Below are 23,828 nucleotides of genomic sequence, written 5' to 3' on the forward strand. Positions count from 1 at the left end.
CATGCTGTACTTTCTGGTGGGGAAAGCGGTCATTCGACCCGCTTTCCCCACCTTGCCAACTCGTCCCTTGCCGCCTTGGCAACCCAACCCCGCAACCCTACACAGGCCAGCCCATGAAAATCGAACTCCGCCACATTCACAAACACTTCGGGCCGGTACACGCCAACAACGACATCACCCTGACCATTCCTTCGGGGTCTATCTTCGGCCTGCTGGGGGAAAACGGCGCAGGCAAAAGCACCCTGATGAAAATCCTCTCCGGTTATTTCCACCCCGACGCCGGGGAAATCCGCGTGAACGGCTCGCCGGTCGTGATGCATTCCCCCGCCGACGCCATCCGCTTCGGCATCGGGATGCTCCATCAGGACCCGATGGACTTCCCACCCATGCGGGTGCTCGACAACTTCATGGTCGGCTATCCCGAAGGCTTAACCCTGCCGCGAGCAGAAGCCCGCACCGCCCTGGAAAGAATCAGCGCCCAATTCGGCTTCACGCTGGACCCTGATGCTTTTGTTGGCTCCCTCACCGTGGGTGAGCGCCAGCAACTGGAAATCGCCCGCCTGCTCTGGCTGGGCGCGCAAGTGCTGATCTTCGACGAGCCAACCACGGGCATCAGCGCCCAGCAAAAAGAAAAACTCTTTGCCGCCCTCCGCCGCCTGGCCGAAGCCGGCAAAACCATTATCTTCGTCACCCATAAACTGGAAGAAGTGGAAATGCTGTGCGACCAGGTGGCCGTGCTACGGGCCGGCGAAGTCGTCGGCGAAATGCGCCCCCCTTACGACCTCGACGAACTGGTGCGCATGATGTTCGGCAAGGTCATCACCAAAGGGGAACGCATCAGCGCCCCCTTGGGCAAAACCGTGCTCCAGATCAAAAACCTCGCCGTGGAAGACGTCCGCATCCGCATTTCTGGCGTCAATCTGGAAGTGCGAGAAGGCGAAGTCATTGGCCTCGCCGGCATGGAAGGGAGTGGACAGCGCCACCTGCTGCGGGCCTGCGCGGGGCTGGTGCGGCCGGTGGAAGGCGAAATCTGGGTCGATGGCGACAACCTCACCGGCAAAGGCTACCACGAATTCATGCGCCACGGCGTGGCCTACGTGCCGGCAGCGCGGCTGGAAGAAGGGCTGGTGCCCACCCTCACGCTGATGGAGCACGTCATCCTGGCCGAGGAACAACGCGGCCTGGTCATCGACCGCCAGGCTGCGCTGGAAAAAACCCAGGAACGCATCACCACCTTCAACATCCGCGGCCGCCCCAACCTGCCGGTAGAATCCCTTTCGGGCGGCAACCAGCAGCGCGCCCTGCTGGCCCTGCTCCGCCCCGGCCTGCGGCTCATTTTGATGGAACACCCGACCCGCGGGCTCGACATGGAATCGGCCATTTGGGTGTGGGAAACCCTCAAAAACCGCTGCCGGGAAGAGCGGACTGCCATCTTCTTCATGTCGTCAGACCTGGAGGAAATCTTGCACTACAGCGACCGCATTTTAGTTTTCTTCAGCGGCCAGGTTTCCGAACCCATCCCGGCTGAGGAAACCGACATCGAGCAATTAGGCCAGCTCATCGGCGGGCGCGGTTTCCCCCCTACCGGGGAGGTGCAGCCATGACCAACCGCCGAATCCACCTGATCTTCATGCTGCTGGCGGTGCTGGTGGCGCTGCTTTTCACCTCGCTCGTGCTGGTGATTGCCGGCGCTTCGCCCGTGGCCGCTTACTGGCACATTCTCAAAGGCTCATTGGGCTCATGGACCAACATCGCCAACGTCATGGTCGCGTGGGTGCCGCTCTTGCTGGCAACCTCGGGGCTGCTGGTGACCTTCGCGGCCGGGCTGTGGAACATCGGCATCGAAGGGCAAATTGTGCTGGGCGGCATCTTCACCACCTGGGTGCTGCGGCTGCTCCAGCACAGCACGATGAACCCCGCGCTCATTCTGGCACTGGCGATCACCGCCGGTGCGTTAGGCGGCGCACTGTGGTCGGTGCTGGCGGGATTGCTGAAGGTATATGGCGGCGTGAACGAGATCTTCGGCGGCCTGGGCCTGGATTTCGTGGCCGTCGCCCTCACCCTATGGTTGATTTTCGGCCCGTGGAAGCGCCCCGGCATTGGCTCGATGAGCGGCACCGAGCCGTTCCCCGAAAAGCTCTGGCTACCCACCGTGGCCGGTAGCCGCCTCAGCCTGTGGGCCTTGCTGATAGGGCTGGTGGGGGCTGCGGTGGTCTATTTCCTGCTTTCGGGCACCTATTTCGGCCTGAAACTCAAAGCCGTGGGCAAAAACCCGCGGGCGGCCCACCTGCTGGGCATTCCCACCACCCGCTACCTGATGAGCGCCTTCCTGCTCTCGGGGCTGTTTGCCGGGCTGGCCGGGGCAGTGCAGGTCACGGCGGTGTACCACCGCCTCATCCCGGCCATTTCCAGCGGCTACGGCTGGTTGGGGTTGATGGTCTCCATGCTCATCAACTTCCAGCCCGCATGGGTCGCGCCGGTGACGCTGTTCTTCGCCATTCTCAACATCGGCAGCATTCAACTCCCCATCGTGCTCAAACTGGACTCATCGTTGTCGGGCGTGCTGCAGGGTGCGCTGGTGCTTTCCTTTTTGCTGATGGCAGGCGTCCGCCAGCGCTGGCAGGAAAAGCACGAGCAGGAGGTGATCCGTGAGTAGCCACGACATCCTCATCGGCCTGGCGGGCGTGCTTTTCGCCGCCGCCCCCATCGTCTTTGCCACCATCGGCGAAACACTGACGGAACGCTCGGGCATCATCAACCTCTCGGTCAACGGCACCATCCTGCTCGCAGCGATGGCTTCATTCGCCGTGAGCGTTTCTACCCACAGCCTGTGGTTGGGCTTCCTGATGGGCATGGCCATCGGCGCGGCCGTGGCGCTCATCGTGGCGTTTTCCAGCATCGCTTTGAAGCAATCGCAGGTGGCCGTGGGTTTTGTGCTCACGCTGATGACGCGCGACCTCTCTTACTTTCTCGGCAACCCCTACATGGGCCTGCAGGGGCCGCGGGTGCAGAGTTGGCCCATTCCGGTGCTCAGTCAAATTCCCATCATCGGCCCCCTCTTCTTCCAGCAAGACCCGCTGACCTACCTCAGTTTCATCCTCATCGGCGTGGCCTGGTGGTGGGTATTCCGTACCCGGCCGGGGCTGACACTGCAAGCCGTGGGCGAGCGTCCGGAAGCCGCCTACGCACGCGGCGCGCCGGTCAACAAACTGCGCTACATCTACGCCGCCGTGGGCGGCGCGCTGGTCGGCCTGGCTGGCCCCACCTATTCCCTTAGCGTGAAAGCCGGTTGGAAAGGCACCATCTCGGGCCTGGACGGCATCGGGTGGATCGCGCTCGCCCTCACCATCTTCGGCGGGTGGGACCCCGTGCGGGGGGCCGTGGGCGCCTATTTCTTCGCCCTGCTGCAATGGTTGGGGCTGGTGCTGCAACCCTACCTCCCCAACGTGCCTTCCCAGGTGCTGCAAGTCGCACCCTTCCCGCTGATGATCCTGACCCTGATGCTGGTCAACATCGGCAACGCCGAATGGGTGGATCGCACTTTAGCCGGCCTGCCACCCGACGCCCGCCGTTGGGTGCGGCGCATTCTGCGGTGGATGCAGGTCGTGCCGCCCGCCTCGCTGGGCGTGCCTTTCGAAGAAGAATAACCCCGCTCTCCTTTCGCAAACCGCCGAGCCCTCTCGGCGGTTTTGCTTTTTCGCCTGCTCAACGGTAAAATACTTTTAGCCCTTTTCTCTTTAGCCATCCAAGGATAGCCCCATGACCTGCCAAACCTCCCACACCCGACACCCTCCGTTGCGCATCGGCTTCGTTTCCACCCGCATTGCAGGCACCGACGGCGTTTCGCTGGAAATCGGCAAATGGGCCGACGTGCTCGCCCAAATGGGGCACGAATGCTTTTACTTCAGCGGCGAAAGCGACCGCCCTGCCGACCGCAGCATGGTGGTCGAAGAAGCCTTCTTCCAACACCCCGATATCCTGCCGCTCACCCAGGCGCTTTTCGACACCTACACCCGCTCTGACAAAACCACCGCCGAAATCCACCGCCTGCGTCGCCACCTGAAAACCCACCTGCGCAAATTTGTCAAACAATTCGATATCGATGTCATCATCGCCGAAAACGCCCTTTCCCTGCCGGTCAACATCCCCCTGGGGTTGGCGCTAACCGAACTCATCGCCGAGCAAGACCTCTGCACCATTGGGCACCACCACGACTTCTGGTGGGAACGCACCCGCTACCTGCGCTCGGCAGCCGGCGACTTCCTGCGGGCAGCCTTCCCGCCCGCTTTGCACCAGGTTACCCATGTGACCATCAACAGTTACGCCAGCCGGGAACTGGCCTGGCGCACCGGTCTGAGTTCGATGGTCGTGCCCAACGTGATGGACTTCGAAGAACCACCACCCCCGCCCGACGAAGTCACCGCGCAGGTGCGTACCGCACTCGACATTCCTCCCGACGCCTACTTCATCTTACAACCCACCCGCATCGTGCCGCGCAAACGCATTGAGCACGCCATCGAACTGGTGCGCCGCTTAGGCGAACCCGCCGTGCTGGTCATCACCCATGCCAGCGGCGACGAAGGCGATGAATATCAGCACTACCTCGCCGAAACCGCTCAACTGCTCGGCGTAGACCTGCGCTTCGGGGAACACCGCTTCAACCACCGCCGCGGCACCGCCCCCGATGGCTCGACGCTTTTCTCGCTGCGGGATGCTTACCAGTCTGCCGACCTGGTGACCTACCCCTCCGCCGTCGAAGGTTTCGGCAACGCCTTCCTGGAAACCATCTACTACCGCCGCCCTCTGGTGATGAGCGCCTATGGCATCTTCCGCCTCGACATTCAGCCCAAGGGCTTTGACGTGGTGGCCTTTGAGGAATTTGTGGACGACGCCACCGTCGCCGCGGCCCGCGACCTGCTGCACAACCCCCAGCGGGTTGCCGAAATGACCGAACACAACTACGCCATTGCCCGCCGCTATTTCGGTTTCCGCACGCTCGAACGTAACCTCGATTACCTCCTCCGCCATCGGTTCGGGAGTTGAGAAAACATTCACAAATTTCACAGATGGGCACCGATTGGGCAGGAACACGGGAACAGTTGGCACCATGAAAACCATCCACATCTTGCACTACGCCGGGCCGCCGACCATCGGCGGCGTTGAAATCACCATCGCTCACCACGCCCGCCTGCTGGCGGCGCGCGGCTACCGCGTGCAGGTCATTGCCGGCCGCGGGGAAGCCTTCCACCCCGACGTGGCCTTCCTGCACCTGCCGGAAGCCGGTTCCCGCCACCCCGAAGTGCTGGCCGTTTCGCAGGAACTCACCGACCGCGGCCCCACACCCCGCTTCGAGGCCCTGCGCGCCCGTCTGCGGGAAAGCCTGCAAGCCGCCATTGCGCCGGAAGACACGCTCATTGTGCACAACGCCCTCACTCTGCACAAAAACCTGGCGCTGACCGCGGCGCTGCACGACCTCGCCGAAAACGGCCAGCACATCATTGGATGGTGCCACGACTTCGCCTGGCTGGACGCGCTTTACATCCCTGTGCTGCGCCCCGGCTTCCCGTGGGACCTGCTGCGCACGCCCTGGCCCAACACGCGCTATGTCACCGTTTCGGAACACCGCCGCGCCCAACTGGCCCGCCTGCTTGAAATGCCCGAAAGTGCCATTGCCGTGGTGCCGCCGGGCGTGGCCCCCGAGCAACTGCTGCGGCTCAGTCCGCTCACCCGGCGCCTGGTCGACGCCCTCGACTTGTGGAAGGCCGACCCGCTGCTGCTGTTACCGGCGCGCATCACCCGCCGCAAGAACATCCAGTTTGCCATCCACATCGTGGCCACGCTGCGCGAGCACTTCCCCAACCCCATGCTGGTCGTCACCGGGCCGCCGGGGCCGCACAACCCTTCCAACCTGGCCTATCTGGAAAAACTGCGCACCCTGCGGCAGGAATTGGGGCTGGAGCGCCACGTCCACTTCCTCTACGAACACGGCGAAGACGGCCAGCCGCTGCTGCTCGACGACGAAGCCATGGCCGAATGGTACGCCCTGGCCGACGCGCTGCTCTTCCCCAGCCTGCGGGAAGGCTTCGGCATGCCGGTGCTGGAAGCCGGGCTGACGCGCCTGCCTGTGCTGGCCGCCGACATCCCCCCCGTGCGGGAAAGCGCCGGCGACACCGCGACCCTCTTCGACCCCCAGGGCGACCCTGCCGAAGCCGCCGCCCGCATCGCCGAGCGCCTGAAAGGCGAGCGCACCTACCGCCTGCGCCGACGTGTCCTCGACCATTACACCTGGGATGCCATCATCGACCACCTCGTCGTTCCTCTCATCACCGGGCAGTCCGTCGAGGCTTCCACAACCCCCTAACTTTTCCGGAGCGCCGCATGAACGAACCGACTTCCCCCGCAATGCCGCGTGTGCTGGTTGCCGTGGCAACCCCCGAAGAAGCCCAATTTCTGCTACCGCTGGCCCACATGCTGGCGCACGACCATGTGCGCGGACAGATCATCGTGCTGCTGATCAAAGCCGTGCCCGAAGGCGAGCCCCTCAGCGCCGCGGCCGGGCCGCTCAGCCGCCTGCGGGAATCCATCGGCGAAATGCTCCGCCGCTACGGCGTGCCCGCCACCTATGTACATTCCATTGCCCGCCGCCCCGACCAGATCTGGCCTTCCCTCTGCGAGCAAGCGCGGCGTGAACACGTCGACACCCTCCTGGTTTCCTGGCCGGGGGAAGCGATTCTCTCGCTGGAAAGCCTGGCTTTAGACGGCCTGCCCTGCCACCTGGTGGTCGCCCGCCCCGGCCACACCACTGACTGGAACGAGGTCAAGCGCATTCTGCTGCCGGTGCGCGGCGGCCCCTACGACGCGGAGGCGCTGCGGGTGGCGCTGAACCTGGCCGAGCAAACCGAAGCCCGCATTACCCTGCTGCATGCCACCGGCGAAGCGCCCTACGACGCCGACGAGCGGCTGTTCACCGAGTTTGGCGCCGCCCTGCGGGGGCTGAAAGCCATCACCCGCTCGGTGACCACCCTCGAAGAGATGGAAACCGCCGTGCGCACCGAAAGCGCCTCTTACGACGTCGTGGTGATGGGGGCTTCCAGCCGCAACAACCCGCCGGGAAAGCTGCTTTCCCCGCGCGCCGAGCGCCTGGTACGCGACATTCCGGCCACGCTGCTCATCGTCAAGCCCGTGGCCTCGCAAGCGCGGCAGGAAGCTGCCGAGCGCCGCGCCGAAGCCCGCGCCGCCCGTCGCCCCATCAGCCTGGTGGTCGACCGCTGGTTCGCGGAAAACACCTTCCGCAGCCAGGAATTCGCCGACCTGGAACGCCTGGTGCGCATCAAAGAACAGCAAGGGCTGACCATCAGCCTGGGGCTTCCCGCCCTCAACGAAGAAGCCACCATCGGCAAAATCATCACCACGGTCAAAAAGGCGCTGATGGAAGACTTCCCCTTGCTGGACGAAATGGTGCTCATCGACAGCGGCTCGGTCGATTACACCCGCGAAATCGCCGCCGAACTGGGCATCCCGGTGTACATTCATCAGGAAGTGCTGCCCCAGCATGGCGCTTTCCACGGCAAGGGCGAAGCCCTGTGGAAGAGCCTTTACGTGCTCAACGGCGACATCATCGCCTGGATCGACACCGACATCAGCAACATCCACCCCCGCTTTGTGTATGGCATCATTGGGCCACTGCTCACCAACCCCAAGATTCAATACGTCAAAGGCTTCTACCGCCGCCCGTTGAAACAAGGCGACAAAGTGGTCGCTGGCGGCGGCGGCCGGGTGACCGAACTGACCGCCCGCCCCATGCTCAACATGTTCTTCCCCGAACTTTCCGGCCTCATCCAGCCCCTTTCGGGCGAATACGCTGGCCGGCGCGAGGCGCTGGAGCGCCTGCCCTTCTTCACCGGCTTTGGCGTGGAAACCGGCCTGTTGATCGACTTGCTGAGTTACTTTGGCCTGAGCGCCATCGCACAAGTGGACCTGCGCGAGCGCATCCACCGCAACAAGCCGCTACCCGACCTCTCGCCCATGTCTTTCGCCATCATTCAGGTGGTCGTCAAACGGCTGGAAGAACGACACAAAATCCGCTTACTGGAAGACATCAACAAGACCATGAACCTCATCCGCTACGCTCCGGGGCGCTACTACCTCGACCAGCGGGAAGTCATCGAACACGAGCGCCCGCCGATGATCGAGATTCCCGAATACCAGGAAAAACGCGCCCGCCAAGGCGCCAAAAAAGCCACTTCCAGCCGGCCAGAACAAAACGAAAAAGGCACATGACCCGCTTGCTGCTCATCCGTCACGGTGAAACCGACTGGAATGTGGAAGGCCGCTACCAGGGCCAGGCCGACCCACCGCTGAACGCGCGCGGGCTGGCACAGGCGCGCGCGTTGGCAGCGCGCTGGCAGCAGGAAGGCATCCGCCCGGCAGCCATTTATGCCAGCCCGCTCAAACGCGCCTGGCAAACCGCCGAAATGCTCGCCCAGGCCACCGGCGCGCCGCTCCACGCGGAACCTCGCCTGAAAGAAATCTGCCTGGGCGAATGGGAAGGGGTACTGACCCCCGAAATCATGCGCCGCTGGCCGCAGACCTTCCACGACTGGGAAACACGCCCCTGGCAAACCCGCCCCCCCGGCGGCGAAACCATAGCCGAGGTGCAACAACGCGTCAATGCGGCCATCGACGAAATCGTTGCCCGCCATCCCCACGACACCGTCGCCATTGTGGCCCACCGGCTGCCGCTGGCCCTGCTCAAGATCCGCTACCAGGGCTACGCCCCCGAAGAAGTGCGGCGCATCCCCATTCCCAACGCCGAGGCAGAGGAAATTCAGGTCTGACCCTCACCGCCGAGGCGCTGCCCATCCCCCCGCCGCCCTTCGACTTCAGCGCCTGACGGCGCTTCCGCTCAGGACGGCTTCGACTTCGGACTTCGGTTGCCCTGAGCACCGACGAAGCGCTGCCGCTCCGCCCTGCGCTCAGGGCCCGACCACCCGACCACCAGACCACCCGACGACGCGACCAATGCCTACCATTCCCGACCTGCTCCGCTTCCTTTACGGCCCCCGCAAAGGCGACGAAACCGCCCGCCGTCTGCTGGCGCGCTTAGCGACCTTCCGCCGCGAGCACCCTGAGCTGCATCAGGCGCCCCCGCCGCACCAGCGACTGACCGAGCGCGACGCGGTGCTCATCACCTATGGCGACCAGTTCCGCGCTCCCCACGAACCGCCGTTGCACACCCTCCACCGCTTCCTGCACACCCACCTCGGCGACAGCATCTCTGCCGTTCACATTTTGCCCTTCTTCCCCTACTCCTCCGACGACGGCTTCTCGGTCATCGATTACCGGCGCGTTGACCCCCACCTCGGCTCGTGGGACGACATCCGGCTGCTGGAGCGCGACTACCGCCTGATGTTCGATGCCGTCATCAACCACATTTCGCGCCAATCGGCATGGTTCCAGGGCTTCCTGCGCGGAGAAGCGCCCTACACCGATTACTTCATTGTGGTGGACCCCCGCGCCGACCTTTCGCAAGTGGTGCGCCCCCGGCCGTGGCCGCTGCTCACCCCCGTGAAAACCGCGCACGGCACCCGGCATGTGTGGACAACGTTCAGCACCGACCAGATCGACCTCAACTACGCCAACCCCGCCGTGCTGCTGGAAATCGCCGACCTGCTGCTGTTCTATGTCGCTCGCGGAGCCCGCATCATCCGCCTGGATGCCATTGCGTACCTCTGGAAAGAAATCGGTACACCATGCATCCACCTGCCGCAAACCCACGCGGTGGTCAAGCTGTTTCGGGCAATGCTGGACGAGGTTGCCCCTGGCGTTTTGCTGATTACCGAAACCAACGTGCCCCATGCCGAAAACATCGCATACTTTGGCGACGGGCACGACGAAGCGCAACTGGTTTACAACTTCACCCTGCCGCCCCTCACCCTGCACGCGCTGCAAACAGGCGACGCTTCGCGCCTCACCCAATGGGCACGCACCCTCGAGACGCCCAGCGAAGCCACCACCTTCTTCAACTTCCTCGCCTCGCACGACGGCATCGGCGTCCGCCCGGCAGAGGGCTGGCTCAGCACGGCAGAAATCAAAGCCCTGGCCGACCAAACTTTAGCCCACGGCGGCCGCGTTTCCACCTACGCCCGCCCTGACGGCTCCCAGGCCCCCTACGAACTCAACATTACCTGGTACGACGCCCTCAACGACCCCGCGCATCCCGGTGAGCACGACATTCCGCGCTTCATCGCCTCGCAGGCCATCATGCTGGCGCTGGCGGGGGTGCCGGGCATTTATGTGCATTCCTTCTTCGGCTCGCGCAACTGTCAGGCATGCTTTCGCGAACGCGGCCAGCCGCGCGCCTTGAACCGCGAAAAATTTGCCTACCCGGCGCTGGAAACCCAACTGGCCGACCCGAACAGCCGGCCGGCGCGCATTCTGCAGGCTTACCGCCGTCTTTTGAACCTGCGCCGGCAGCACCCCGCCTTCCACCCTCAAGCCGCCCAGCAGGTACTCACCCTGCACCCTGGCGTGTTTGCCGTGCGCCGCGGCGAAGGGCAAAATGCCGTGCTGGTGGTGGTCTCTGTGCATCCTGCCCCCCTCACGGTGCCCGTCTCTCAACAGGAAGGCCCCTCCTCCACCCCCTGGCGCGACCTGCTTTCCGGCGAAACGGCCTCGCCGCCCACCATCACCCTGGCCCCCTACCAGGTGCGACTGCTGACGGCCGGGTAACATCCACTTTCTCACAATAAAAAGCGCACGGGGTTTCCCGTGCGCTTTAGCGTTCTACCAGAAGAGACGCTCAGCCTTCCGACGCAGTGAAAGCATCGATCGCTTCGACCAGCGGTGTGAGGTACATCATCGCCGGGCCACCATGCATCAGTACGGCCTGGAACGCGGCTTCCATGATTTCATCACGGCTCGCGCCAGCATCGAGGGCTCCTTTGACATGCAGCGAAATGCACCACTCGCACTGCGCCGCAACCGCCAGGGCCACATTGATCAATTCTTTGTGCTTGGCGCTCAAAGCCTTGCCGCTTTGGGCCGCCTTCATAAAGTGCAGGAAAGCCTTCGTCTCACCCGGGTATTGCTGCATCAGGCGTTCAATAAGGGCATTCGTCTGATCGAGACGTTGTTTAGCGCCCATGACAACCTCCTTTCCGCACACGGCGGCATTTGTGAAATTTTTCCCTAACTCTATTATACACCCTTGTCAAGCCCCCTTGCCCTGCCAACTTTCCACGAAGATCGTACTGCCTTCGGGCATCGTCGATGCCAGCACAAGGGGATGAGAGGGCGTAATCCACCCACAAACCACGCTCGCCGCCGAAGTTTTACTGACAAAAAGTTCCCGCACCACAAAACCAGGGCTTTATCTGTGGGCTTCAAAAGCGTCGGCTCAATGCGACACCCTTCGCCAAAATACGCGCTCATGCCATGCGCCATGTTGAACAAACTGCTCAGCCATCCGGTCGCCCCCACCCCCGTCGAAACAATGCCCCCCCAGGAATCTCCTGCAGGCTACAAAATCAGCATCGCATCGCCAAAGGAGAAGAAGCGGTAGCCTTCCTGTTTGGCAACTTCATAAGCCCCCAAAATGCGCTCACGCCCTGCAAAGGCGCTCACCAACATCAAAAGCGTTGACTTGGGCAGGTGGAAATTCGTAATCATCGCATCCACGGCAAGAAAGCGGAAGCCGGGCAGAATGAAAAGGTCGGTGTCGCCCGCCCAGGGGGAAACCACCTCACCGGGCCGGGCGCGCCGCGCTGCCGTCTCGAGGGTGCGCACACTGGTCGTCCCCACGGCGATAATACGCCCTCCAGCCGCTCGCGTGCGGTTAATGGCCGCAGCCGTCTCGGCGCTCACTTCGCACCATTCGGTGTGAATTTTATGCTCACGGGGGTCGTCTTCCTTCACCGGCGCGAAAGTGTCCAGCCCCACATGGAGGGTCACCGTCGCGAACCCCACACCCTGTGTCCGCAGTTCTTCCAACAACCGCGGCGTAAAATGCAGCCCCGCCGTGGGCGCAGCCGCCGAGCCCGCCTCGCGTGCAAAAACCGTCTGATAGCGCTCAGGGTCTTCCAACGGGCGGCGGATGTAAGGCGGCAGCGGCACCTTTCCCAACCGGTCAAGGGTATCGTCCAGGGGGTGTGTAAAGCGGATGCGCCGCAACGGCCCATCGAGCACCGCTACAATTTCGGCCTCCAGGTCATTCGCCAGCAGCAACCGCTTGCCCGCGACCAGCCCCCGCCCGCGCACCAACGCCTGCCACTGCGCCGGGGCTTCCCGCCGCAGCAACAAAATCTCCACCTTCCCGCCGGTGGGTTTACGCGCAAACAGCCGCGCCGGAATGACCCGCGTTTGATTCGCCACCAGCAGGTCGCCGGGGCGCAAAAAGCGCCCAACTTCCCGAAATACGGCATGGGTGATCTCCCCCGTGGCGCGGTCGAGCACCATCAAGCGGGCGCTATCGCGCGGCTCGACAGGCTCCTGGGCAATATAGGCTTCAGGCAGGTCGTAATCGAAATCGGTCGTACGCATGGTCTATTCGGCCGCCAGCAGCGCCACGGTGATGTGGTTATGCAAAAGCCGGGCTTCGTGGGCTGCTCCTGGCATCACCAGGTTCCCGTAAGTATACGCCCCCACCAACGGAATGTCACGGTCGAGCAAACGCCGCAAGCGCTGCGCCACCATCGCCTCGTGGGCAGTGAAGAGGTAATACCACGCCCAATCGACCAGCACCAGCGCGAGAGCCGGGGAACGTCCTTCCAATGCCTGGGCAGCGTGGGCCAGCGCCTCTTCGCTGGCGCGCGCGGCGCTCTCGATGTCGCCCACCATCCAATAGGCCCGTCGCCCGCGGGGCACAGGCAAAGTCATCCGCAAACTACCGTCTGCCTCGACGTGGAGGGGAGCACGAATATCCCACGTGCCGTCGGGGCGGCGCAACCCCAACGGATACAGGCGCACGAATTCCCGCAACGGCGCATAAGCCCACTGACGGGCCGGAGGGCCAAACACCTCAGCCAGGGTTTCGGCAGCCGGTTTGTCGTCGAGGCGGCGCACCCACTCACCGCCGCTATCGGAAATCTCCGTCCACAGGCCACTGGAACGCCAGCCGCTGCTCCACCCCAGCCCAAGCCGCACGCCTTCGAGCACCAGGAAGGCCGCACCGCCTTTCCCGGCCGTACGGCCGCCGATGAGGGTAGGGCGTCCCACCTGGAAACGCCCGCCGAGCAAACCGCCCACCATCGGCACAGGCAAATCAGAGAGCAAGCGCACCCAGCGATGCAAACGCGGCTGCATGGCTTCCATCGCCCAAAAGACCACCGACGAAGCCGAAAGATGCAATTCGTCTTTGAACGCGGCAGGGGAAGGTAGTTTTTCCAGCCGCCCGCCACGCGCCTGCACTTCGCCCCCCATCACAGTGAGCACCATGCCCCGGGCAGGGCGTCCCTGGTCATCCCACACGCGGCGCACGGTGCCGCCCCACACCATCACATCGCCCAAGAGCACCTGCAGGGCGTTGACGGCTTCATCGAGGTTATATTCGGCCGTCGCCCACAGGAAAGCCGCCACCGGCTCAACCTGCAGGCTTTTGAGCGCCCGATGCGCCAGCTGCACGCTCAGTTCCCGCCCCAGGCTCCCCACGCCATATTCGCTGATGGCTTGCAACATAAAGTCTCCTCAACCGCACTACTCGGCAATCGGCACGGTGAAATGGAAGGTGGTTCCCTGGCCCAACTTGGACTCAAACCAGATTTTGCCACCGTGCATCTCGACCAGGTTTTTGGTGATGTGCAACCCCAGCCCCGTGCCGGGGGCTTCGCGAGCCGCCCGGTTTTCCGAGCGGAAGAATTTCTGGAACACGCGCTGCTGGTCTTCCTCGCTCATGCCCAGCCCATTGTCGCGCACAGCCACATGAATCACTTCCGGCGGGCCGTCTTCCTGCCATCGATTGGGCACATGTTCTACCAGAATTTCTATCTTGCCGCCCTCGGGAGTGTATTTGTGCGCATTGCTCACCAGGTTGGTCAGCACCTGTGCCATGCGTCCCTGGTCAGCCCACACCGGTGGCAGGTCGGCAGGCATGTGAACTTCCAGCGTCTGCTGCTTGGCCTCGATCTGCTGCTGCAACGAACTGACAACCTCGTCTACCACCTCGCGGAAATCCACTTTGCGGAAGTCCAGCGCCAGTTTGCCCGCCTCAATGCGGGAAATATCGCTCAAATCGGAAACCAGGCGGTTCATGCGTTCTACATTGGTGCGAATGACCTTGAGGAACTGGGCCTGGTTTTCGTTGATCGGCCCCACCGCCCCTTTTGCGAGCAAATCTGTGTAGCCGCGAATGGCCGTCATCGGCGTTTTGAGTTCGTGCGCCACAAAAGAGACAAACTCACTCTTGGTTTCGTTGGCGCGCTGCACCTCGGCATACAACTGAGCATTCGCCACCGCCACCGCAGCGTGGTCGGCCAGCCGCACCAGGAAGCGAATGGCCTCTTCGGCATACACCGTCGCGTCGTGGCTTTCGAGCACAATCAGGCCAATGACCTTGTCTTCCCGCTCGATGGGCACGACCAGTTGTGCCCGCGCCTCGCGGTGGATGAATCGCGAGCCGGTATCCCCTGCCACAATGCGCTGCGGCTGACGGCTTTCCACCGCCCGGCGCAACGCCGGGTAGCGTTCCAGCGGAATGCCCGTGCTGCGGAAGGCCCCCAGTTCACCCTGCACGTAGCCGCGGTCGGCAATGATGGTCAGCGTTTCTTCCTGCCACAGCCCCACCAGGCCGGCCAGCGATTGCGTGCGGCGGGTCGCCCATTCCAGCGTGACCTGCATTGCCCGGCGCACATCCAGGCTGGTATTGAGTTCGCGGTCGATGCGCTGCAACGCCGAAAGTTCTTCCACGCGGGCGGCCAGCGCCTGGTCGGTCATGGTGTAAAGGCGGGCGTTCTGAATGGCAACAGCCGCCTGGCCAGCAAAGGCCAGCAACAACTGCTCGTCATCGCGAGTAAATACCCCCCCTTCGGCCTTGTTGAGCACTTCAATGGCCCCAATGGCGCGATCCTGCACTACCATCGGCACAACCAGCGCCGAATGGGTCTCAAACCCTGTGCTCGCGTCCACCGAGCGGTCCCAATCGGGGTTGCGTCGCGTATCCTGCACCAGAATGGGCAACCGCTCTTTGATTGCACGCCCCACCAAACCGCTTTCCGGGGGGAGCCGTTTGCCGACCAGCCCTTGCCCGACCGGACCCACCACCACGTGGAAGACCAACTCGCCGGTCTCTTCATCCACAAGAAAAAGCGTGCCCGCCTCGGCGCGGAGCAGCCGCACGGCGCTGTGGAGGATCTGGTCAAGCAGAGCAGACAAATCGAGCGTCGAAGACAAACGCCGGGTAATCTGGTTCAGCGCCGCCAGTTGGGACGCCCGGCGGCGGCTTTCTTCCAACAATCGCGCTTTGACAATCGCACCGGCTGCCAGGTCGGCTACGGCATGCAGAAAAGCCATCTGCTCTTCGGTGTAGGTCACCTCAGTGGATGTATCGGCCACCACAATGACGCCAATAGTCTCTGCACCTGCGTTAAGCGGCACGCCCATCCAGGCCAGCGCATTGGGCATCGCTGGAATGCCGCCCCGCCGTCGGCACGCCTCAGGGTAGTTATCGAAGCGCATCGGCACCCGGCGGCGGAAAACATCCCACGCGAGCGGCTTCTCGTCCGGCAACGGCTTACCTTCCTTCTCGCGCAGCCGCTCTTCGCCGTTGACCACGAAAGCAAAACGTAATTGCTGCGTGCCCTCATCCCACAGCAGAATGCGGAAATAATGCGCCTTGACCAGCCGCACTACCTGGGCATAGAGCAATTCCAGCAAGTCATCGAACACAATTGTGACGTTCACGCCGCGCGCAACCCGGGCGAGCGTATCCAATTGTTCCAGTCGCCGCTCCAGGTCCGAAACAGTCTGGGCGCGTTCGATCGCCAGGGCTGCCTGACGCCCCAAATTTTCGAGGAAGTCCACTTCGGCGCTGCCATAGAGCCGGTCAACCCGAGGGCCCAGCGCCAGAAAGCCCACCAACCGCTCAGAGCCAGGCAGGGGCACGTAAAGCACGCTGCGCAGCACCGTCATGCGGGCCGTTTCAGAGGCCAGTTCAGGGGGCACGTCGTCAGGGCTAAAGAAATATGCCCCGCCAATCTTTTCCAAAAACCGCGGCAACGCGTCTTCCTGCCGCCAGGAAATTTCAGAAGTTGGCTCGCCATCCAGGCCGGGCATGGCTTGATAGCGCTCGGCCACGGCATTGTAGACAAAAATGTGGAAGGGGTAAGGGGCAAAAACTTCGGTGACGGTTTCTCGCACCAGGTCGGCCACTGCCGAAACGTTGGCCGCACCCACCAGCGCCCGCCCAAAAGCGTCCAATCGCCGCTGATAGGCCTGCTCGGTGCGGGCAAAAACACGGTCCACCCGCTGTCGCAGCCAACGCTCCAGCGGTGAGAAGAGCAACGCCACCACAAACGCCAGGCCGCCCAACACAAAGGGGTTGCGCGGGCGCACCGTCCCACGGAACAGCAGCACCACGCCCGCCACGACCAGGCCGTAGCCCACGGCAATGAAGGTGACTAAAATGGCATACGCCAACGCCCGGCGGGCCAAAACATCGGTGCGCACAGCGCGATAGCGCAGCATGGCGTAAGCCATGGCAAAGGGGAAAATGGCGGTAGGGAAGAGCGTCCAAAACGAAAAATGCGCCGGCAGCCCGAGCTGCGGCAACAGCATCCACACCACCAGCGGGCCAAACCCCACAACGAACCCGCTCAAAATAAACGCTGCCTGGGCCCGCGCGATGGGGAATTCCGAACGCCAGCGCACATACACCAACCGCCCCACAAAAAGCAGGGCCATCAGCGCATCAACCGCATAAATGTATTGCCGGGCATGAATGTAAACCCAGGGGTGCGCCGCGTTCCACACGTTCTTCCACGCATACACCACCAGCACCACCGTAGGCACGTGGAAAGCCCCCAACAACCACGGATGCCGCCGCACCACGCGCGCCGGCCGCGGGAAAAGCAAGGCCAGCGTTCCCAACATCGCCCCACCCAGGCCAATAGCCAACAGCCACAGAAATTCAAAGCGATACGTGCCCCACACATCCAGCACGCCAGCCAACGCCAGCCCGATGGAAGCCGAAAAGACCGCAAACGCCCGCCCCAGCGCGTCATAGCGGCGGAAGAGGAAAACCCACACCCCCGCGAACACGAAGGCCATGCCCACCAGATAAAGGGCATAAAAATACAACCACCGCTCGTGAGCCGTAAAACGGCGGGCAACCACTTTCACATCGGCCTGTCTGCCATCGGGCAACAGCACGGTAAGCGTCACCACATCCCCCACGCGGTGCTGCCGCAACAACACCTGAAAATCTCGGGCGTCACGCAAGTGCTGACCATCCACCGCCTGGACGATGCTATCCACCTGCAAGTGCGCCGTGGTATCGGCGGCATACTGCGGGTCGCTCACAGTGCCGACCACCAGCGTGCTTTCCACAAACGCGCCGGTAAACGGCTGCTGCATCCAGCGCGTCACCACAAACGGCAACGCCGCCATCACCCCCACCACCATCAAAAGGTACGCCAGCACGCTCCACGGCAGCACCTTTTGCGCGACCACCGGGGGAAGGTACGAAAATGTCGAAGAACTCGTGACAGAACGCTTCATCGTTTCAAGCCTGAGGCGGGGAAGGAATTTTCCTCTATTGTATGCGCGGCCAGGGAAAGTGGCAAGGATGGGCAACCGATTGGCACACAGTTGCCCTCAGAGGCGACACCCGAAAGGGTTTTACAGTTCCCAGGCGGTGCTATCGGCGGCTTCCCACCGCTGGCGATAGGCCACCTCGGCCCAGCGTTCGGGGCGGAAGGCCGCGGCGTAGGGCGGCAGGGGTTCGCCGGTGAGGTGGGCGGCGAGCAGGTCGGCGGCGCCCTGGGAACCCATGATGCCGAAGCCCGAAAGCGCGCCGACCACGTACGCGCCTTCCACGGCTAACGGCCCCACCACCGGGCGGTTGTCGGGCATTTTGACGTAGTAGCCGCCGTCCACCACGGGGCGGGGCAGGCGCTGCAGGTAAGGCCGCATGGCGGGCAGCATGGTGCTCAGGCCGCGCAGCACCGCTTCGGGATAAAAGGGGTCGTCGGGCACGGGGAAGCGGGCGGTTTCCAGCGGCAGGGCGTTGTATTCCCACAGGCCAATGACCATGCGGCTGCCGCCTTCCCCCTCGGGGCGGGTGTGCACCCCGCCGGGGAATTCGTCCAGCAGGAAGGCCGCCCCGGGGTCGGCGGCCAGAACAGCACGCTCGTCGTCGCTCCACGGCAGGCGCTGGGGGTCGCTCCAGATGAGCAGGGGCGCAGCGCGGGGCACCGCGCCCAGCCGGTCGTCGAAGGCCACTTTCAGGTGCCGCTCGTACACCACAAGCAGAGCCACGCCTAAGGCAGCCGCGCTTTCCCGCAAGAAGGGACCGACAGCGAGCACCAACGCCCCCGTAGGCACCCGCTCGCCGGTGCTCAGGGAAACCGCCTCCACCCGCCCGCGGCGCACTTCTGCGCCCGTGTAGCGTGCCTGCACTAAGCGCACGCCGCGGGCGCGGGCTTCTTCCAGCAGCAGGGTACCGTAGGTGTGCGCGCTTAGCCACCCCGCGCGGCGGACGTGCAGCGCGGCCACCGCCCGCGGGCTGACATAGGGGAAGGCGCGGTGCACCGCCTCGCCCAAAAGCAGGTCGGCGCCGTCAGGCTGGCCGTGGAAGCCGCGGGGCGGTGCGGGGCGGTAGGTTTCGAGGGTGGTGTGTTCCCGCAGGGGGCCGGCGCCAAAGGCTTCGGCTGCAGCCGCCGCCCGCCGCCAGGCTTCCACCCGCGCGGGGTCCGCGGTGAGGAACAGATAGCCGCGACGGTTGAGCAGAAAGCGGTTGCCGTGCGCGTCGGCCAGGGCTTCCAGCAGGTCAATGCTGCGGCTCATCAGCCCGACCATTGCACCGTCGGGGCCGGGCCACCAGTTGCGGTAGGCTTCGGTGGATTTGTCGCTGGTAAGCGAAAGGGGCGGGCGCGAGTCCACCAGCAGGACATCGCGCACGCCCCTTTTCACGGCGAGGTGGTAGGCCGTTGCCACGCCGGCGATGCCCGCGCCGACGATGACAACGCTGGGGGAGCGGTGTAAGTTGGCCATAATCGTAATCGTGGGGCCGTGTTTTGCGTGAAGGGGAAGGTTGTATGGACGTCCTTCGACTTCGCACCCTTCGGGCGCTCCGCTCAGGACGTACTTTACTTTGCATCTTCCGGATGCTCCGCTCAGGGCGTGGTTTGCTTCGCGCTGAGCGGAGCGACCACCGGGAGCGTAGTCGAAGCGCGCTTTTCCACTCACACGCCTTCGGCGCTCACTCAGGGCGCTTCCTTACTGCCTCTCCGCTTACGCCGCTCGCGGCGACGGCGCTCTTCCGTGACCAATTGATGCAGCGCCGCAAAATCGCCGCGAATCAGCGCCTCTTTCTTTGCCCGCCGCCAGCCTTTGATTTGGCGCTCCAACCGTAAGGCGTCTTCATAGGTGGAGACTTCCTCTGCCCAGACCAGTTTCACAGGCCGACGGGTATAGGTATAGGCACGAGGATCTGCGCCTCCCTGATGCTCCTGCAAACGGCGCTCAAGATTGGTTGTGACGCCGGTGTAGTAACTGCCATCCGCGCAAAGGAGGATGTACACGTAAGGCATAATCACAATCCAAGATGCCGGGTAAGCGTCCTTCGACTTCGCGCCCTTCGGGCGCTCCGCTCAGGACGTTGGCCTTTCCTGCTCAAAGCCACGTCACACGCCCTGAGCGGAGGGCTGAGCGCAGCGAAGTCCGTAGTCGAAGGGCGTGCGTTGGCAAAACCTCAGGAAGCCAAAATCTCCTTCAGCGCCGCCAGCAGCAAGGTGACGTTTTCGCGGCGGCTGCTGAAGCCCATCAGGCCGATGCGCCAGATTTTCCCCTTCAGGGGGCCAAAGCCGCCCGCGATTTCAATGTTGTACTCGTTCAGCAGGCGGCGGCGCACCGCGGCTTCGTCCACACCTTCGGGCACCAACGGGGTGGTAAGGGTGGGCAGACGGTGTTCGGCGGGCACTAACATTTCAATGCCCATCGCCTGCAAGCCTTCCCACAGCAGCAGTGCGTTCTCGCGGTGGCGGCGGAAACGGGCGTCCAGCCCCTCTTCGGCCACCAGCCGCAGGCCTTCCCGCAGAGCGTAGTTCATGCTAATGGGCGCGGTGTGGTGGTAGGTGCGCTCGCTGCCCCAGTATTTTTCCACCAGCGACAGGTCAAGATACCAGTTCGCCACCGGCGCGCTGCGGGAATGAAGCACCGCGAGGGCGCGCTCGGAAACCGTCAGCGGCGCAAGGCCGGGCGGCACGGAAAGGCATTTCTGCGTGCCGCTGTAGGCGACGTCCACGCCCCAGGCGTCGATTTCCACCGGCACGCCGCCCAGCGAGGAAACCGTATCCAGCACCAGCAGCGCGCCGTGGTCGTGGGCCGCGGCGGCGATTTCCCGGATGTGGGGCTGGAGCGCGCCGGTGGAGGTTTCCGCATGGACGAGAGCGAGCAGTTTGTACTTCCGCCGCCGCAGCGCCATCCTGATTTCGTCGGGGTCGAACACTTCGCCCCACGGGCGTTCCAGGGTGTCCACTTCCGCGCCATAGCGGGAGGCCATATCGGCGAGGCGCATCCCAAAGTAGCCGTTGATGGCGATGAGCACCGCGTCGCCGGGTTCGATGAAGTTGCACAGCGAGGCTTCCATGCCCGCGCTGCCCGTGCCGGAAACCGGGATGGTGACGCGGTTCTCGGTTTGGAAGACATAGCGCAGGAGTGCCTGGACGTCGTTCATGATGGCGAGGAAGTCGGGGTCAAGATGCCCGACGAGGGGCATCGCCAGCGCGCTCAGCACGCGCGGATGCACCATACTGGGGCCGGGCCCCAGCAGGATGCGGGGATGGGGGTTGAGGGAGGGGTAGGTTTGAGAGGGCATAGGGTTTTGGGAATTGGGGGATTGGGGGATTGGTTACTTGGTTGGTTACCTGGTTACTTGGGTAAGGAGTGCAACCAGGTAACTATGTAACCAGGTAACTATGTAACCAGGTAACCAGGCAACTATCTTCTCAACGCCGCGATGGCTTCCACGGCTTCGGGGTTGACCAGGGCGCTGGTATCGCCCACAGGCTCGCCGATGTAGGCGGCGCGGACGATGCGGCGCATCACCTTGGCGTTGCGGGTCTTGGGCAGGTCGGGCACGAATTCAATCGCCTTGGGTGCCAGGGCTTTGCCCAGCGCCTCGACCAGGCGGGCGCGCAATTCGGCGCGCAGGTCGTCGCTCGGCTCCACGCCCGCGCGCAGCACACAGAACACCACAAGCGCCTGCCCCTTCACCGGGTCGGGAACGCCCACCGCGGCGGCTTCCACCACATCGGGATGCGCCACCACCGCGCTTTCGGCTTCCGCCGGGCCCAGGCGCTTGCCAGCGACCTTGATGGTGTCGTCGGAGCGGCCAAGGATGTACCACATGCCGTCTTCGTCAATCAGGGCAAAGTCGCCATGCACCCACACATTCGGCCAGCGCGACCAGTAGGTGCGGATGTAGCGGTCGGGGTCTTTCCAGAAGCCGCGGGTCATGCCCACCCACGGGGCCTTGATGACCAGTTCGCCCACCTGATTGCGCACGGGCTGGCCGTTTTCGTCGAACACGTCTGCCGCCATGCCAGGGCAGGCCGCAGAAAACGCGCACGGCTTGAGGGGCAGCACCGGGTTGCCCATCACGATGCCGCCGGAAATTTCCGTGCCGCCGGAGTAGTTGATGATGGGGCGCTTGCCCTCGCCGACTTCCTGGAAAAGCCACATCCACGGGTCGGGGTTCCACGGTTCGCCGGTGGAGCCGAAGAAGCGCAGGCTGGAAAGGTCATGCTTCTTGACCGGCTCCAGCCCTTCGGGCATGATGGCGCGGACGTAGGTCGGGGAAAGCCCCAGGTGGGTGACGCCGTGGCGTTCCACTAACGCCCACACGCGGTCCACTTCGGGGTAGTTGGGCGCGCCGTCGTACATGAAGAAAGCCGCGCCTAAGGCCAGCGCGCCGTAAACCAGCCACGGCCCCATCATCCAGCCCATGTCGGTCATCCACCAGATCAGGTCGCCCGGATGCACATCCATGCCGAAGGCCATATCCTGCGCGCCCTTGATGGGGAAGCCGCAGTGGGTGTGCACCGCGCCTTTGGGGCGACCGGTGGTGCCCGAGGTGTAGATGATCATCAAAATATCTTCGGCATCGGTGATTTCGGTTTCGGCTTCCGCGGGCTGGGAAGGCACCAACTCGTCCCACCAGTGGTCGCGGCCTTCCTGCATGGCGACCTCGTTGCCCACCCGGCGGAGCACAATCATGTGCTTCAGGGTAGGCACCTGCGCGGCGGCCTGGTCGGCCACGGCTTTCATCTGCACCACCTTGCCGCGGCGGTAGAAGCCGTCGGCGGTGAAAAGCGCCTTCGCATCGGCGTCTTTCAAGCGGGTGACCACCGCGTCCACGCCGTAGCCGCTGAACAGGGGCAGGAAAATGCCGCCGATTTTGGCAATCGCCAGCATGGCAACCACGATTTCGGGCACCATGGGCATATAAACGCCGATCGCGTCGCCCTTGCCGAGGCCGAGGGAGCGCAGCGCGTTGGCCGCCTGATTCACCATGCGGTACAGTTCGGCGTAGGAAACCGCCCGCGTCGCGCCTTCTTCGCCTTCCCAAATGAAGGCCATGCGGTGCTCAGGCGCTGCGCCGCCCTCGCCTTCCCAGCGGGCAATGGCTTCGGCGGCGTGTTGCGGGTCTTCTACCCATTTGTCAAGGCAGTTGTGGACGATGTTCATCTTGCCGCCCACGCACCATTTCGGCCACTGGATGCCGCGGGAAAGGTCCACCACCTGCTCATAGGGCTGGTAGAACTGGATGTCCAGATAATCCAGCACGGCTTTGGTGAACCAGGCCACATCTTCCGTCGAGCGGCGCATGAGTTCGTCATAGTCGGCGATGCCGTGCTGGCGCATAAAGTGGGTCAGGTGGGCGCGTTCCAGATATTCCGGTGTAGGACGCCAGACGATTTCACCGCCAAGGTCAAAATCTTCAGGCATAGAGCACCTCCGGGGGAGGAGGGAAATGGCGAATGGCGAGTTAGGGAGGATAGGAAGGATAGGAAGTTAGGTTCCTATCTCCCTATCCTCCTAACCTTGCCTATCTACTCTTCCGCGGGAACGAAGTACACATCCGTGGGCTTGAACTTGCTCAGGCGGCGGAATTTGGCTTTCACTTTCATCCCAATCCAATCCAGGCTGGCGTCGTTGGGATCAACGCCGATCATGCGGCCTAAGAACAGCGTATCGGCGCCCTCGAATTCCACCAGCACCAGCACGAAGGGCGTTTCGGGGAGGAAGGCTTCCGAGCCAAAGTGGCAGACGGTAAAGGCGTGAATTTTGCCTTCCTGGGGAAGCACCACCCAATCGTTTTCCTTGCCGGTGTACATGTCGTGGCCGCGCGGGGTGGCGTAGGTGTAGCCGGTTTCCGGCTGGCGGGAACCCAGCAGCACCTTGTTGGCAACGCCCGCGAACCACGGCGAATCCTGCCCGTAGGAGTGGATGTAGTTGATGCTGTACGGGCTTTTGACGATGATGGGGCGCATCTTCTTCAGGTCTTGCAGCGCCTCAGGCGTCAGTTCGCTGGGGAAGGGCACATTATAGATAATCGCCCCGTCCTCCGTTTCTTCCATTTTGCGTTTGATGGGTTTGTCGCTCATCGTCTTCCT

The 23,828-nt window shown here is 63.5% G+C and carries 17 protein-coding genes; 8 read left to right on the forward strand and 9 right to left on the reverse strand.

Going from position 1 to position 23,828, the window contains the following annotated elements; all coding sequences use genetic code 11:
* Positions 1 to 113 precede the first annotated feature (113 nt).
* From ENJ54_06100 to ENJ54_06135, 8 genes are all read left to right on the forward strand, one after another.
* Positions 114 to 1,604, forward strand: coding sequence for an ATP-binding cassette domain-containing protein (locus ENJ54_06100; protein ID HFC09403.1), 1,491 nt, complete (start codon positions 114 to 116; stop codon positions 1,602 to 1,604).
* Positions 1,601 to 2,656, forward strand: coding sequence for an ABC transporter permease (locus ENJ54_06105; GenBank protein HFC09404.1), 1,056 nt, complete (start codon positions 1,601 to 1,603; stop codon positions 2,654 to 2,656). Before ENJ54_06100 ends, ENJ54_06105 begins: the two co-directional genes overlap by 4 nt.
* Complete coding sequence (locus ENJ54_06110; protein HFC09405.1) at positions 2,649 to 3,647, forward strand: ABC transporter permease; 999 nt, start codon at positions 2,649 to 2,651, stop codon at positions 3,645 to 3,647. The genes ENJ54_06105 and ENJ54_06110 overlap by 8 nt, the downstream gene beginning before the upstream one ends.
* 112 nt (positions 3,648 to 3,759) lie before the next feature.
* On the forward strand, positions 3,760 to 5,043 hold the full coding sequence (locus tag ENJ54_06115) for a glycosyltransferase family 1 protein (protein HFC09406.1): 1,284 nt from the start codon (positions 3,760 to 3,762) through the stop codon (positions 5,041 to 5,043).
* Between the two features lie 64 nt (positions 5,044 to 5,107).
* Positions 5,108 to 6,361, forward strand: a complete 1,254-nt coding sequence (locus ENJ54_06120; GenBank protein ID HFC09407.1) for a glycosyltransferase — start codon at positions 5,108 to 5,110, stop codon at positions 6,359 to 6,361.
* A gap of 17 nt (positions 6,362 to 6,378) precedes the next feature.
* The gene (locus ENJ54_06125; protein ID HFC09408.1) at positions 6,379 to 8,280 is read left to right on the forward strand and encodes a glucosyl-3-phosphoglycerate synthase; all 1,902 of its coding nucleotides are present in this window, start codon (positions 6,379 to 6,381) and stop codon (positions 8,278 to 8,280) included.
* Positions 8,277 to 8,837, forward strand: a complete 561-nt coding sequence (locus ENJ54_06130) for a histidine phosphatase family protein (protein HFC09409.1) — start codon at positions 8,277 to 8,279, stop codon at positions 8,835 to 8,837. Before ENJ54_06125 ends, ENJ54_06130 begins: the two co-directional genes overlap by 4 nt.
* Positions 8,838 to 9,021: 184 nt before the next feature.
* On the forward strand, positions 9,022 to 10,731 hold the full coding sequence (locus tag ENJ54_06135; GenBank protein ID HFC09410.1) for a DUF3459 domain-containing protein: 1,710 nt from the start codon (positions 9,022 to 9,024) through the stop codon (positions 10,729 to 10,731).
* A gap of 70 nt (positions 10,732 to 10,801) precedes the next feature.
* Here the strand turns inward: ENJ54_06135 and ENJ54_06140 are convergent, their stop codons facing one another.
* The 9 genes from ENJ54_06140 to ENJ54_06180 form a co-directional block, all read right to left on the reverse strand.
* On the reverse strand, positions 10,802 to 11,146 hold the full coding sequence (locus ENJ54_06140; protein HFC09411.1) for a carboxymuconolactone decarboxylase family protein: 345 nt from the start codon (positions 11,144 to 11,146) through the stop codon (positions 10,802 to 10,804).
* Between the two features lie 374 nt (positions 11,147 to 11,520).
* Positions 11,521 to 12,540 carry a tRNA preQ1(34) S-adenosylmethionine ribosyltransferase-isomerase QueA gene (queA, locus tag ENJ54_06145; GenBank protein HFC09412.1) on the reverse strand — a complete coding sequence of 340 codons (1,020 nt, stop codon included), beginning with the start codon at positions 12,538 to 12,540 and terminating at the stop codon, positions 11,521 to 11,523.
* A gap of 3 nt (positions 12,541 to 12,543) precedes the next feature.
* Positions 12,544 to 13,674 (reverse strand): hypothetical protein, encoded by a 1,131-nt coding sequence (locus ENJ54_06150; protein ID HFC09413.1) that lies wholly within the window; start codon positions 13,672 to 13,674, stop codon positions 12,544 to 12,546.
* 18 nt (positions 13,675 to 13,692) lie between these two features.
* Positions 13,693 to 17,709 (reverse strand): GAF domain-containing protein, encoded by a 4,017-nt coding sequence (locus ENJ54_06155; protein HFC09414.1) that lies wholly within the window; start codon positions 17,707 to 17,709, stop codon positions 13,693 to 13,695.
* A gap of 120 nt (positions 17,710 to 17,829) precedes the next feature.
* A complete protein-coding gene (locus ENJ54_06160; GenBank protein ID HFC09415.1) occupies positions 17,830 to 19,203 on the reverse strand; it encodes an FAD-binding oxidoreductase in 1,374 nt (457 codons plus the stop codon).
* A gap of 212 nt (positions 19,204 to 19,415) precedes the next feature.
* The gene (locus tag ENJ54_06165; GenBank protein ID HFC09416.1) at positions 19,416 to 19,745 is read right to left on the reverse strand and encodes a GIY-YIG nuclease family protein; all 330 of its coding nucleotides are present in this window, start codon (positions 19,743 to 19,745) and stop codon (positions 19,416 to 19,418) included.
* A 158-nt stretch (positions 19,746 to 19,903) separates the two neighbouring features.
* Complete coding sequence (locus ENJ54_06170) at positions 19,904 to 21,028, reverse strand: alanine--glyoxylate aminotransferase family protein (GenBank protein HFC09417.1); 1,125 nt, start codon at positions 21,026 to 21,028, stop codon at positions 19,904 to 19,906.
* Between the two features lie 122 nt (positions 21,029 to 21,150).
* On the reverse strand, positions 21,151 to 23,076 hold the full coding sequence (locus tag ENJ54_06175; GenBank protein HFC09418.1) for an AMP-dependent synthetase: 1,926 nt from the start codon (positions 23,074 to 23,076) through the stop codon (positions 21,151 to 21,153).
* A gap of 188 nt (positions 23,077 to 23,264) precedes the next feature.
* Positions 23,265 to 23,819, reverse strand: a complete 555-nt coding sequence (locus ENJ54_06180) for a Zn-ribbon domain-containing OB-fold protein (protein HFC09419.1) — start codon at positions 23,817 to 23,819, stop codon at positions 23,265 to 23,267.
* Between the last annotated feature and the right edge of the window lie 9 nt (positions 23,820 to 23,828).

The sequence above is a fragment of the Chloroflexota bacterium genome, assembly GCA_011322445.1.
In the GTDB taxonomy this organism is placed as follows: domain Bacteria; phylum Chloroflexota; class Anaerolineae; order Anaerolineales; family DRMV01; genus DRMV01.